We start from the raw sequence: 12,222 nt of genomic DNA on the forward strand, positions 1-12,222 counted from the left end.
AGTGATGGAAGGCTTGCGTTTAACAAAAGGAATTTCTGGTTTCGATGCAGCGCATTTAATTGAGCAGGACATGCGCATGTTTCAGTCGATGGTGTACCATTTAGTGACAAGCGAACAACGAGCGAAAGTAAGGCAATTTATTGATCAAGCGCCCTTTGTCTATATGCAGGCAGTGATTGAAATCGATGGAGAAACACTGACGATTCTTCATCATCGTTTGATGCCGTACATCGCATTTGCCAAGCAGGAGGTGAATAGCTTTACCTTTTTATCCAAGCCTCACCTGCATAAATATTTTCCTATGCGAAAATGCTTGGAAGCGGAGACACTTACAACATTACTAACAAAGGATGAGGCGTTCCATAGCCTATCTGCTACAGAATGGAAATACGTCTCTTATTTTAATAGTCAAACAATTGGCGATGTAATGTTCAATGGCTGGGATTAAGGATAGTACTATAGGCGTGCGATAAAAGATGCTATAAAAAACATTATATTGACCAAGTTATTTCTGGAAATATAGCAAAAATTCCTAAAACCTCTAATCGTCCTAATTAAATGGTAGATTTTTAAGGATGGAATAGATTAGGAAAATAAGGGGTTTTTGCAAATGAAGTTCAAAACAATCAGTAGACGCATTGTTTTTTCCTTTAGCATTGTGATTGCAATCATGATAGGATACATTGTTTACAATTACTTTGCCATCAAGCAAAGCAATGATGCGATAGAGCAAATTGTACAGCAAGAATTACAACTATTAATTATCGATTACGAGCAGGCACAGTCCATTGATTTAAGAATAGCGGCAGCTAGAGGCTATGTGCTTTCTGGGAGAGAAAAGTATAAAGAGATATTTCAGGATAATGTTGCAAAGGAACTAAGCAATGAAGAAAAGCGATCAGCATTATCTTCCTCAGGCGAATTCGGACAATTTGCGGAAATGTCTAAGGAATGGAACCGTTATATTGAGCAAGAGGTATTTGCGGTATATGATCAAGGGAACACCGAGCTGGCTACCCAAAACCTCACAAAAATGGATGACACAGCTACGACCATTCGTGAAGGCTACGAAGACTTAGCGGCGCAACGAAAGCTAGCCATTAATGAGGTAGGGACGGACAGTATTGCTGCTGGAGAGCAGAAACAGCGAATCGCCATTATCGTAGGTATTGTGATTGTTCTTCTAGCAGTGATAATTGAGCTATTAAGTGCTCGTGGTATTTCAAGACCAATCGTGACGTTAACCAAGCGTATGCAACAAATGACCAATGGTGATTTAAGTGAGCCGCCTTTGAAGGTTCAATCGAAGGATGAAGTAGGGCAACTGATGGAAGCGACCAATACGATGTCAGATATTTTAAATCGTCTATTAAAGCACATTCAAACGGTGTCCAATGATGTAGCGGCACATAGTGAGGAGCTTCTTCAGTCGACTTCTGAGGTCAAAATGGGGACAGAGCAAATTGTTCATACGGTTACAGAAATGGCAAGTGGGACAGAATTACAGGCAGATCATGCCTCTGATGTCGCTTCCGCCATGAATGATTTTACTAGCAAAGTCACTACGGTTCATCACGGCAGTAAAGATGTTCAACAGTATTCGCAGAATGTGAAGGCTTTAACACAAGAAGGTAGAAGCTTAATGACCACTTCCACAAAACAAATGGAAGCCATCCAGCATACAGTGAAGGACGCAGTGAATCAGGTAAATGGCTTAAGTAAGCAAACACAGGAGATTTCTAAGCTTGTGGCGGTCATTCAAACGATTGCTGCCCAAACTAATTTACTCGCATTGAACGCAGCGATTGAAGCAGCTAGAGCTGGGGAACAGGGGAAAGGCTTTGCCGTGGTGGCCGACGAGGTTCGAACATTAGCCGAACAGGTCGCCTTCTCCGTCGATGATATTACAGCGATTGTCAGAAAAATTCAGGATGATTCCGATACAGTAACCTCCTCGCTAGAGCAAGGCTATGAGGAAGTCGAAAAGGGCACAACACAAATGGCCGCAACCAATACAACATTCAATCGAATTGCGGATGCTATTGAGGCCATTGCGACAGGCATTGAAGGTATGTCAGTGGAGCTAGCTGAGGTTGTTCACAATACTGTCACGATTAATAAAGCAGTCGATGAAATTGCTGCTGTCTCCGAACAATCAGCGGCAGGCATTCAGGAAACATCGGCTACCATTGAGCAAACTGCAAGCTCCATGGCGGAAATTAAACATAGTGCCGAGCATTTAGCAGAAATGGCTGAACAACTAAATGCCCTGATTCGTCAATTTAAGCTATAGAAAATACCTGTGGATTTCAAACTTCCCTCACATTTCATCTGTATACTAAGGCATTGGAAGGTGGAATCATTTTGAGAAAATATTTACTTTTATTATTGATGAGTACTTTATTCATGGCACCCGTTGCCTACGCCCATACGATGGATAAAAGTACACTATTCACGGATGTCCCTGAAACAGCCGCCAATATTCAGGACATTATGGTACTACACAGTATTGGGCTTCTTGGGTACAATGGCAAAGATATGGCCTTAAACCCAACAGACAATCTTTCACGCAAGGACTTTGCAGGCTGGGTAGGTGGCTTTTTCGGCCTTGAGGGAGCAACAGTGGATGAGCTAGCACAAGCAGCTCAAAAAGAGGATTACGTGTCTTCGCTAGAGGGAGATATTACGTACAAGGAAATAAATACAGCACTTTTTCATCATAAACTTGAGCTAGCCAATCCTGACGCAACCATGACGAAAGAAGAGTACATTGCATTCTTAACAGAGCACCTAACATTTGATATGGGCGGACATACGCTTATTCAAATGGGCGGCTTTGCAGAAGGACCAACGGGTACGATTGAAGACGTTGTCACAGGTGACCAAACAGGAATCATCATCGACGGTAAAACATACATGCTGTCAGGACACCCTCGCATCTTTGCCGATTCAACAGATGCCAAAAGCTGGGTAGGGCAACAGCTAGAACGTTCTATTTTTACAACAGCAGCGGATCACCATCATGGTCATGACGGTGGGCAAGAGGAAAGCCACGGGGATCATGCAGAAGGCCATGGCGACAGCCACGAGCATGAAGCATCCGACTCGAATGAAGCAACACTACAATATGTGCAAATTAGCACTGCACAAGTGGTGAAAGAGGATGCCAAAGAAATGGAGTCTTCGAACGCTACACCAAGAGAAGAGCAACAAGCAGCCGCAGCAGATGACACAGCATCCAACTCAAACACAGTATGGATGATCGCCATTCTAGCAGCACTAGCCGCTATTTTTGTTATTGTATTTGTGAAACGCAAGAAATAATGTAAATGAAAAAAACCAGCAATGACCGAGGGAATTCGGTTGTTGTTGGTTTTTTCATTTTTCCCCACTTTCATTAAACCGTCAAACATTCCAAATAAACACCTGCATATTCCAGCAATTTTACACAAAATTGAATAAGCACAAGCATGTTCGGTATATAAATAGGGTACGAACATTTTTTGGTTAGGAGTGTGTAAATGGCTGTACTTGTGGTGAAGAGGAGCATAATGCATCGTTATCAAAGTATCGGGCAGGCGATTGAAGAGGCGGCGCCTGGGGATATGATTGAAATTCGGGATGGGATTTATGAGGAAAGCTTGGATATTGCTAAGCGGCTGACGTTGTATGGGGTTGGCAATGTGACCATCAAGGGTGGTGTATTTATTCGCTATCAAACTCCTGTCGCGATGCGTAATTTACGGTTCCGGCAAGGGCAAGGGCTATATGTGAAAGGTGATTTACAGCTAGAGAATTGTGTCATTGAGGAGCAATTGATTCGAACGCAGATGATGGTGAGCTATGGTAGTTTGCTGATGAAAAATTGTGCAGTGCTTGCTACGCCACTGAATCATTTTGGTTTGCGTGTGGCGAATGGATCCAGTGTTATTCTAGTCGACACGACATTTGAGCATCATAGGAAGGCACAGATTATCGCTCAAAACTGTGATCTGACCTTGACGAATTGTATGCTGTTGGAAGGGAAGAAGCATGGTATTTTTGCGATTCGCCATGTCAAGATGACAATGGAGGACTGTGAAATTCATGGGCATGACAAGGCACAAGTAATAGCTGCGTCGAGTGAGATGACGATGACCAATTGTTTAGTGCACCAAGGGCAAGGGGTAGGCATTCAATTGTTTGATAGCACGACTTTCAGGATGGATGGCTGTGAAATAAAAGAGCATCTTGATACGAATATGGTGGTTCATCGCAGTGAACTAATGGTATCTGATTCTATTTTTTCAGATGGTCAAAGTCATGGGTTGTATCTTGGAGAAAAAACCGAAGCCAAGTTCTATGATTGTCAAGTTTCTCGGCATGTCAAGGCACAGGTGTTGATAGAAAATAGCAAGGTGGAATTTCATACATGTCATGTTCGTAATGGCATGGCTGTCGGGCTTACCATTGTGGATGAGGCAAATGTTTCGATGAACCAATGTAAAATTCAAAACCATCAGCAATTTCATATTATTGTTGATGCTAGTGGATTAAAGCTACAGCAATCGATTATTCAATTTGGGCAATCAGGTGGTGTTTATGGTAATGAACATGCCAAAATCATGATGCATCATACAACGATTCGAGAGCTGCAAAGCCACCATATCTATATCAACAATGCCCGATTATTTACACAATATTGCACGTTTGAACAAATGGAAGGAAACGGAATTACTTGCATTGATGCAATTTTTGAGATAGCTAATAGCTATTTTAAAGATGGTCAAGAAAGCTCTTATGCCATGATTTGGTCAGATCAATCAATGGGGCGTATTGAAAATTGTAGGGTGGATAAGGCGGCTAGACCATTCTTAGCGCTGTCCAATAAATCATTATTGGAAATGCGTCATACTGATATAGCCGCAGTAAAGGCTCCAGCGGTGGTACAGGAAAACAGCCAATTATTTGTACAAGGACATGTGCAGACAGCGACATGGCAGAAGGATACAGCATCAAAGGTTTCTCAAATTGAGGACATGAAATTAGAAATAGTGAAATATGATATTAAAAAATAATATAAAAGCCGATTATACAAATAAGACAAGTAGTTTCAATTTTGAAATTACTTTTTTTATGGATTCGTGTATTGATATTTCATATATGTGAAAAATGGGTAAAGGAATACGTTTGGGCTGTTAATTAATTTTAATTTGTGCAAAAAAATCTATAATTCGACAAAATGCAAGAATATTTTTATAATGGTATAGATGTCTTGTTGCAATTACTGCAATATTTTGAAATATTCCACAGGAAAACTTATACAATCTTTGTATAAGTTATAACCTACATAATAAAAGTTTTTACTTAATGTAAAATAAATATTAAATAAATGTGGATAATAGATTGATTATTTTCTATGTTTAAACCTATAATTAGTAAAAATGGTTCATGCAATAAGATAAATTTTCGTTAATTATGAAATGGGAGTAATGATTTTACAATAATAAATAGAGAGAGTATTGGGGTGATATGAGTATGTTTGGGCTGACAAAAGAGGAAATTATGTTAATGCTAGAGGAGATGGAATTAGCAGAGAAGCACAAGAATGTGATTGCTGATATCTTACATCTAAATAATATGCGAATCGAACAACAACTCGCATTAATGATCCATTTAATCATAGATGAGCGCGAACGAAATATTTCCAACAATACATATCTAAACTAAAAAAATGTCGAAAAATCACAGGTGCTATGTTTGCAACGCCTGTGATTTTTTTGTCAGCCATTTTTATAATTTTTTCGTGAAGCAAATGATGCGATTAGCTTCTGTAAAACCGAGCTGAAGATGAACCCTTAGGCTTTCGTCATTGTCCCATTCACAGTCACTGGCAAACTCTAGACAGCCCCTATGCTTTGCCCATTGCTCACATTTCTCCACAAGCAGTCTTGCATAGCCCTGCTGGCGATATTCCTCTCTCACAAAAAGGCCTTCTAAATAGCCGACTGGACTCGAGTCAGTCCCTTCTACATAGTCTGTTCTTAACTGGCATTGGGCAAATCCAACTGCTTCGTCATCGTCATAGGCAAGGAAAATAGCTGCGTTTTCTTCCTTTAGCAGCTGTGTCATCTCTTCGGTAAATTCCTCTAGTGTATGATTGGGCCAGAGCAGTAAGGCTAATGAGGCTGCAGCATGAGCGTTCTTCTGGTTTGCTTGTTGAATCATAAAATCTTCCTCCTTTGTAAAAAATGAAACAAATTGTTTTGAAGTACGTACAAACTAGTAAGCGTTTTTATTTTAAAGCTCTAATTCTATTTTAACAATCTTACTTGGGGGGGAATCCAATCATGTCACTCTTACAAACGTTAATTGAACAAGCGAAAAAGCCAAATGGATGGATTGGCTCAACGATGCTACAAATTATGAATTTTGCCCATCGTGGTATGAATGCATGGTTCATCAGGCAAGGAGCTATCAATGACGGTGATCGTGTGTTAGACATAGGTTGTGGTGGTGGGAAAACGCTCCAAATTTTATCCAAATTGAATCCAAATGGTATAATATATGGGATAGATTTTTCCACACAGGCAGTGAAGGAATCAATCAAATTGAATAAAGCAAATGTTGCCAGGGGTAGCGTCATTGTGAAAGAGGCAAGCGTTTCAAGCATTCCATACGATGATCAGTTTTTTGATGGGATTACAGCCTTTCAAACGCACTATTTTTGGCCATCCTTGGAGCAGGATGTAGAGGAAGTATGGCGGGTTCTGAAAAACGGTGGGAAATTTATTATTATAGCAGAGCTCTACAAAATGAACTATCATATGAAAGCCTATCAAACTCCTGAGGCAACGAAGCAATTATTAGAACGTATCGGTTTTCAAACCGTGTATGTCACCGAAAAATCAAGTAAAGGATGGCTTTGCATTACAGCTATTAAGTAAAGGATACATAAAATGGAGGGTATAAAAATGAAAAGATGTGATTGGGTCAAGCTAGATGAGCCTTTGTATGTGGAATACCATGACAAGGAGTGGGGTGTACCGGTCTATGATGACCAGCATTTATTCGAGATGCTTTGCTTGGAGGGGGCACAGGCTGGCTTGAGCTGGTGGACGATTCTCCAAAAGCGTGAAGGCTATCGTGAGGCATTTGATCAATTCGATGTGGAAAAAATTATTCATTATACAGCAGACAAGCTAGAGGAATTGCAGCAAGACACACGGATTGTACGCAATAAATTAAAAATAGCTAGCGTGGTGACAAATGCTAAAGCATATCTCCAAATACAGGAAAAGCATGGCTCATTCTCAGATTATATTTGGGGCTTTGTAGATCACAAACCAGTTATGAATGAGTGGGCATCCATCAAAGAGGTGCCTGTGACGACAGAAATTAGTGATCGTATGAGCAAGCAATTGAAGAAAGATGGCTTTAAATTTATCGGTAGTACAATTTGTTATTCTTTTATGCAGGCAGTGGGCATGGTAAACGACCATACAACAGATTGCTGCTGTCGACAAAAGGAGCTAGCGGATGGCAATTGAACAAATTCGGGCTCAACTAGCCACGCAGGCCACGATTTTTCAAACGGGTGGTATTCGACCTACACATGATTTATTGGAAAGCTGGATTGGCTATGTGGGCTGGTCCTTACCAGAAGAGCAGCCACCATCTGGCTATCAGCCGCTCGCTACGTTTTTTCTAAAAGGTCTACCCTATGTACCGATGGCATTACAGCCTTTTCAATTAGTCACAGTCTTTGTCGATGAACGTCTATTAGATCATCTGATGGAGGATGATCTTTGTTCTTATTTTGATATTAGAACGTACACCACTTTGGAAGGCTTAGTAAAGCGCGAATGGCAGCATGAACAAATTCGCGCGTTTCCACTCATACCACAACATATCACGAACGACTATCCAACATGGGATGGGGGCGGTATTCCTGCTCAATTGGAGGAAGAGATTTTGACGTTGGAGCATGAAGAGCAGCTCGACTATTTTGAGGATATTGTTGAAGACCTCTATCCACTCCATAAAATTGGTGGCTATCCAAGCTTTTGTCAAAGTGGCGTTGATTTCGGTGACGATGCGCCATTTGTCCTCCAAATTGCCTCCGATGCAAAAGCGCGTTTGAACATCGTGGATCATGGTAATTTTTATTTTTTCTACAATCCAACAATCCAGACTTGGCACGTCTATTGTGATTTCTACTAAAGGGATGGCGGCCTGTCTCTTTCATGAATTGTCATCATGATGAACCGGTAAATCAGATATAAGCCAAGGTACGCCCCTGTAATTAGAAAGACAGGGTTTAAGAACACAGCATGGATCGTTGTCATAAAGACTACATCCTCAAGAATAATGTTCGTTATAGCTGTAGCGGCAATCGTGCTAAACAGAATCGCAGCAAGGACACCTAGTATGTTGAAAAGAAGGCGAAAGCTAGCCCATTTGTGCTGAAGATATGCCATAAGGCTGGGGATACCAATCGTGGCAGTCAGCATGACAATTGTCATAACATCACATCCTTTCTTTCAGATTGCCCTTGTTCGTTCCTGCATAAACATAGAAAACGATAGGAGGGAAACCGATTGCGATGGCAAGAAGGAGAGTTAAAAAGCACTAGGAAGGTGAAAAAAGTGGAGCATAAAACGGTGGTCAAAAATGGCATTGGCTTTGGTTCGGTTTTAGCGATTACGATCTCCTGGAGTGTGCATCACTCCATCATTTGGGCAATCATCCATGGCTGTTTTAGCTGGCTGTATGTTATTTACTACGCCATCATGCGCTAAGCTTGTAGGTCAGCCTATCAACTAAGATGTTGTTTGAATAAAAATAACATTGGGTACATAAAAACAAAGCGTTCATAATTTTTAATGAGCAAGCATAAATAACAAAGTGCTCTTTTCCAAAGTACCAATTGTATGAACGTAGAAGAAAGGTTGATAGAATGACACATCAAGTAACGGCTTTAAGTAATGTTAATGGTAATGCTACAGGCGTGGAAGGTATATTACAAAATGTAGCATTTATTTTATCGACGTTTACGATTCCTTGTCCGCTCCGCGAATATGTGACAAGGTCTGATATTCGTAAACCCTTCCAGCGTATGAAGAAAATAAACACAAAACGCCTCATAGAATGTATCCAACGTTTTGAGCCACGAGCTGTCGTAGTAGATGTTGATTATCTTGGCGATGTGAATAGAGGGAAATTAGAGCCCATTGTCAAAGTCATTGTCAATGAATAGCTGAAAAATATGAATTCTGCCAGGTATGGTTTCACGAACCTGGCAGAAGATTAAATGTGCCCTTATAGTGGTAGGATTATGGTATATGAATTGGTGTCAAGTAGGATAATGGAACAGTTACGCGTTTCTAATGGCAATAATTTGCTGGCAATCAATGATAAGTGGTGTTGCTGCTGCAGCATCTACCTCTAAGAATGTAGCACAGCAAGTTTTAGGATCTAAGCTGATGAATAAAATTCCTGCAAAGCTACCGCCACCTGCTAAAATAACATCAACCAAAGTGCCAGGAGATAAGCATCTTAATAGATGACAAATACAGCCTTTACACTTGTGATCTTTGGAATAATCCTTCTCGTAGTAGTAATCTTCCTCCTCTTTTTTGCAAGAGCAAGAATCCTCCTTATGTTCCCATTTACAATGGTCATCCTTTTCATGACACTTACATCGCTGGTGCTTCTGTTCCCATTTGCAATGCTCATGCTTGTGTTTGCATTTGCATCCTTCTTGTTTGTGTTCACATTTTTTTTCTAAATGACAATAGCATTTTACATATTGTTCACAGCACTTTTCTTTTTTATGATTCCAATTCATATATTGACTATATCTACTATCCTGCATCTTTTAATCTCCCTTTTTGTTAGTTTTTTAGTAATGGTAGCGCTAACCTTTACATTTCTAATCTATGAAGCCACAAACAAAACTTCTTGGTAATTTGCCCTTTGTACAAAAAGAAAATTATTTTTTAATAATTAAAAAGAGAGAAATAGCCATACATAGCTGTGAGAATAATAACAATTTCAGGGCAAAAGATTGCTAGACTTCCGCCTGTAAATTTCATGGAGAAATGGAGCGAGTGTATGAAAAGTGTCCTGCAAATCTTCTTTTTATTCATGTGCTTACTGGTTGTGATGTCATTGTGGATGGCACAAAGGGAGCCTTTAGCTATAGCTCCGAGCACCGAAAGAGCAACTCCCTATGCTGAAGAGCTTGGCGAAAAATTACAAGCTACGAATTTTACAAAACAAGTGTTACAGGCGATACGGTCGGCAGGCTACTCGCCTGATAGTACAGTTGGTTATCTAATAGACTCTCCAGCGCATCAAGTCATCACTATTCAATTACACGATGGGGAAGAAATTGATGTAAGTACAGAAAGTGAAATTCAATCGATTATCGATGAGCTAGCTGAAAAGAATAATATGCATCTATTTATGGTTGATGTTCAATTACTAGAGCGTGAATAGTAGAGGGGAGGCACTGTGATCTGTGCCTTTTTACATATAAAGGGAATTGTAATATAATGATAATGAGGTGAGAGAAATGAAAATATTAATATTAGGCGCGAGTGGACGTGTCGGCAGCCATTTGGTAGAACTAGCAATAAAGGATCAGCATGAGGTCACCCTATTAGTCCGAAATCCCGATAAATTACCGCACCATCATCAACAGCTGTGTGTAATGAAAGGGGATGTTTTAAACAAGCAGGATATCGAGCAGGCAATGCATCATGTGGATGTGGTAGTGAGTGCATTAAATACAGATGGAGGCACTACATTATCGGCTAGCTTACCATTGATTCTTGAAGCGATGACAAAGCAACGGGTGACAAGAATCATTACGATTGGAACAGCAGGGATTCTACAAAGTCGTGTAACGCCGACTCTTCTTCGTTACCAATCAACGGAATCGAAACGAAAATCGACCTTTGCTGCACAGGAGCACCAACGTGTATTCGAACAACTACAGCAATCTGCAATGGATTGGACAATTGTTTGTCCTACCTATTTACCTGATGGGGCCTGGACAGGAAACTACCGCGTTGAACGCAACTTCTTGCCAGAGGGAGGTAGCGAAATTTCAGTAGCGGATACAGCAGATTTTGCCTACCAACAAATCTTCAGTGAGGAATTTTTGAGAACACGCGTCGGACTTGCCTACTAGAAAAGGGGAAATATAGTGAAATATATTCATGCCATCATCGGGATGGTAATCATTGTCGTAGGATGTGCCTTTCTCAGTACAACCATAGAGGAGGCGCCTGTTAGAAATGTGATGCTGAAAGTCTATGGAGCTATCATTGTTTCCATCGGGTTTTCTACCTCAAAAAAATTGCGAAATTTGGTAAGCAATAAGCACTTTTACACACGGATAGTCTAAATGGACTTATCGCTTTAACCATTCTTTATCCTAAATCGTCCAAATGATAGCTATTTTAGTGAAAAAATATACTGTTATTTTCCTTTTTATAGAAGGTTTGCTATACTTTATGTCGAATATATCTATTGAAGAGGTGATTGTATGGACAAGGAGATATCAAATAACTATCAATATCCTAAACACCTAACAAGCCTTGATGGAATCGAAACGACAGAATTATATGTCATCAAGATAACAAAGGAACAAGTGGATAGGTTGATTGAGGATATCGATCAAACATTAAAGACGTCGACATGACGTCTTTTTTCATGCCAAAAAAGGCCACCTTCCAAGGAAAGTGACCTCAAAACAGGAGAGCTGTGGAAAGGCTAGATTTGCTTTACCCTACTATTTGTATGTAAAAGTAATCTTGTTAGCTAGCCATTTGCCTGAAAGATAGATGAAATTTACTCGATTTTCTAGCAACTCAGTTCACTATCCATATATGTACTACCTCAGTTCTTCTGACATGAAAAGGAGTAATTCAAAGCCAAATAATCGCGGATGATAGTAGGCTGTCCGCCATTTTCAAGACATAGCTTACTGGCAATTTTAATTTCCTTCTGATTATAGTGAGATTGTGCCCCAATCAAAAATATGCCTGACAGTATCAATAATGTACCGATGCCCAACACATATTTTATAACCCTTTTCACTCGTCTAACCTCCATTTCGATACGTTTACCCTACTGTCTAACATATGTTGAAGCATGAAAGCATTATGTTTAATTGACAATTTGTATACATATGTATACAATTGGTTTAAATTAATGTATACAAACGTATAC

At 40.1% G+C, this 12,222-nt stretch carries 18 protein-coding genes; 13 read left to right on the forward strand and 5 right to left on the reverse strand.

The genetic code is table 11. The features are described from left to right. Positions 1-4: 4 nt before the first annotated feature. The 5 genes from LBYS11_RS09430 to LBYS11_RS09450 all read left to right on the forward strand — a co-directional run bounded on the left by LBYS11_RS09430 (position 5) and on the right by LBYS11_RS09450 (position 5,709). The gene (locus LBYS11_RS09430) at positions 5-448 is read left to right on the forward strand and encodes a hypothetical protein (protein WP_103117948.1); all 444 of its coding nucleotides are present in this window, start codon (positions 5-7) and stop codon (positions 446-448) included. A 162-nt stretch (positions 449-610) separates the two neighbouring features. Further along, positions 611-2,293, forward strand: a complete 1,683-nt coding sequence (locus LBYS11_RS09435) for a methyl-accepting chemotaxis protein (RefSeq protein ID WP_103117949.1) — start codon at positions 611-613, stop codon at positions 2,291-2,293. Positions 2,294-2,364: 71 nt separating this feature from the next. After that, complete coding sequence (locus LBYS11_RS09440; RefSeq protein WP_103117950.1) at positions 2,365-3,324, forward strand: hypothetical protein; 960 nt, start codon at positions 2,365-2,367, stop codon at positions 3,322-3,324. A gap of 227 nt (positions 3,325-3,551) precedes the next feature. Beyond that, a complete protein-coding gene (locus LBYS11_RS09445) occupies positions 3,552-5,057 on the forward strand; it encodes a right-handed parallel beta-helix repeat-containing protein (protein ID WP_233732644.1) in 1,506 nt (501 codons plus the stop codon). 460 nt (positions 5,058-5,517) lie between these two features. After that, on the forward strand, positions 5,518-5,709 hold the full coding sequence (locus tag LBYS11_RS09450; RefSeq protein ID WP_048393895.1) for a hypothetical protein: 192 nt from the start codon (positions 5,518-5,520) through the stop codon (positions 5,707-5,709). A gap of 63 nt (positions 5,710-5,772) precedes the next feature. Here LBYS11_RS09450 and aac(6') read toward each other — a convergent pair whose 3' ends face one another. Further along, positions 5,773-6,207, reverse strand: a complete 435-nt coding sequence (gene aac(6'), locus LBYS11_RS09455) for an aminoglycoside 6'-N-acetyltransferase (protein ID WP_103117952.1) — start codon at positions 6,205-6,207, stop codon at positions 5,773-5,775. Between the two features lie 122 nt (positions 6,208-6,329). Here aac(6') and LBYS11_RS09460 point away from each other — a divergent pair, with 122 nt between their 5' ends. From LBYS11_RS09460 to LBYS11_RS09470, 3 genes are read left to right on the forward strand one after another with little or no spacing between them, the layout of a single operon-like run. After that, a complete protein-coding gene (locus LBYS11_RS09460) occupies positions 6,330-6,926 on the forward strand; it encodes a class I SAM-dependent methyltransferase (RefSeq protein ID WP_054548745.1) in 597 nt (198 codons plus the stop codon). A 27-nt stretch (positions 6,927-6,953) separates the two neighbouring features. After that, positions 6,954-7,529, forward strand: a complete 576-nt coding sequence (locus tag LBYS11_RS09465; RefSeq protein WP_048393888.1) for a DNA-3-methyladenine glycosylase I — start codon at positions 6,954-6,956, stop codon at positions 7,527-7,529. Beyond that, positions 7,519-8,202: a DUF1963 domain-containing protein gene (locus tag LBYS11_RS09470; protein ID WP_054548744.1), complete on the forward strand. Its 684-nt coding sequence runs from the start codon at positions 7,519-7,521 to the stop codon at positions 8,200-8,202. The genes LBYS11_RS09465 and LBYS11_RS09470 overlap by 11 nt, the downstream gene beginning before the upstream one ends. Here the strand turns inward: LBYS11_RS09470 and LBYS11_RS09475 are convergent. After that, the gene (locus tag LBYS11_RS09475; RefSeq protein WP_054548743.1) at positions 8,199-8,504 is read right to left on the reverse strand and encodes a hypothetical protein; all 306 of its coding nucleotides are present in this window, start codon (positions 8,502-8,504) and stop codon (positions 8,199-8,201) included. The genes LBYS11_RS09470 and LBYS11_RS09475 overlap by 4 nt on opposite strands. A gap of 75 nt (positions 8,505-8,579) precedes the next feature. On the opposite strand from LBYS11_RS09475, the gene LBYS11_RS09480 reads away from it, so the two are divergent. Both LBYS11_RS09480 and LBYS11_RS09485 read left to right on the forward strand, forming a co-directional pair. After that, positions 8,580-8,780 (forward strand): hypothetical protein, encoded by a 201-nt coding sequence (locus LBYS11_RS09480; RefSeq protein ID WP_048393883.1) that lies wholly within the window; start codon positions 8,580-8,582, stop codon positions 8,778-8,780. Positions 8,781-8,938: 158 nt separating this feature from the next. After that, complete coding sequence (locus LBYS11_RS09485; protein WP_048393880.1) at positions 8,939-9,238, forward strand: GPW/gp25 family protein; 300 nt, start codon at positions 8,939-8,941, stop codon at positions 9,236-9,238. Positions 9,239-9,355: 117 nt separating this feature from the next. Here LBYS11_RS09485 and LBYS11_RS23550 read toward each other — a convergent pair whose 3' ends face one another. Together LBYS11_RS23550 and LBYS11_RS23555 are read right to left on the reverse strand one after the other, a co-directional pair. Further along, positions 9,356-9,517, reverse strand: coding sequence for a hypothetical protein (locus LBYS11_RS23550; protein ID WP_233732648.1), 162 nt, complete (start codon positions 9,515-9,517; stop codon positions 9,356-9,358). Between the two features lie 20 nt (positions 9,518-9,537). Next, the gene (locus LBYS11_RS23555; RefSeq protein WP_233732651.1) at positions 9,538-9,756 is read right to left on the reverse strand and encodes a hypothetical protein; all 219 of its coding nucleotides are present in this window, start codon (positions 9,754-9,756) and stop codon (positions 9,538-9,540) included. A gap of 339 nt (positions 9,757-10,095) precedes the next feature. Here LBYS11_RS23555 and LBYS11_RS09495 point away from each other — a divergent pair, with 339 nt between their 5' ends. From LBYS11_RS09495 to LBYS11_RS23215, 3 genes are all read left to right on the forward strand, one after another. Beyond that, positions 10,096-10,482, forward strand: coding sequence for a hypothetical protein (locus LBYS11_RS09495; RefSeq protein ID WP_103117954.1), 387 nt, complete (start codon positions 10,096-10,098; stop codon positions 10,480-10,482). Positions 10,483-10,558: 76 nt separating this feature from the next. Further along, the gene (locus LBYS11_RS09500) at positions 10,559-11,179 is read left to right on the forward strand and encodes an NAD(P)-dependent oxidoreductase (RefSeq protein ID WP_103117955.1); all 621 of its coding nucleotides are present in this window, start codon (positions 10,559-10,561) and stop codon (positions 11,177-11,179) included. Between the two features lie 357 nt (positions 11,180-11,536). Beyond that, positions 11,537-11,692, forward strand: coding sequence for a hypothetical protein (locus tag LBYS11_RS23215; protein WP_016993988.1), 156 nt, complete (start codon positions 11,537-11,539; stop codon positions 11,690-11,692). Positions 11,693-11,889: 197 nt separating this feature from the next. On the opposite strand, the gene LBYS11_RS09510 is transcribed toward LBYS11_RS23215, so the two are convergent. Beyond that, a complete protein-coding gene (locus LBYS11_RS09510; protein WP_016993987.1) occupies positions 11,890-12,090 on the reverse strand; it encodes a hypothetical protein in 201 nt (66 codons plus the stop codon). Between the last annotated feature and the right edge of the window lie 132 nt (positions 12,091-12,222).

This window comes from Lysinibacillus sp. YS11 (assembly GCF_002896375.1).
GTDB classification, from domain to species: Bacteria; Bacillota; Bacilli; order Bacillales_A; family Planococcaceae; genus Lysinibacillus; species Lysinibacillus capsici.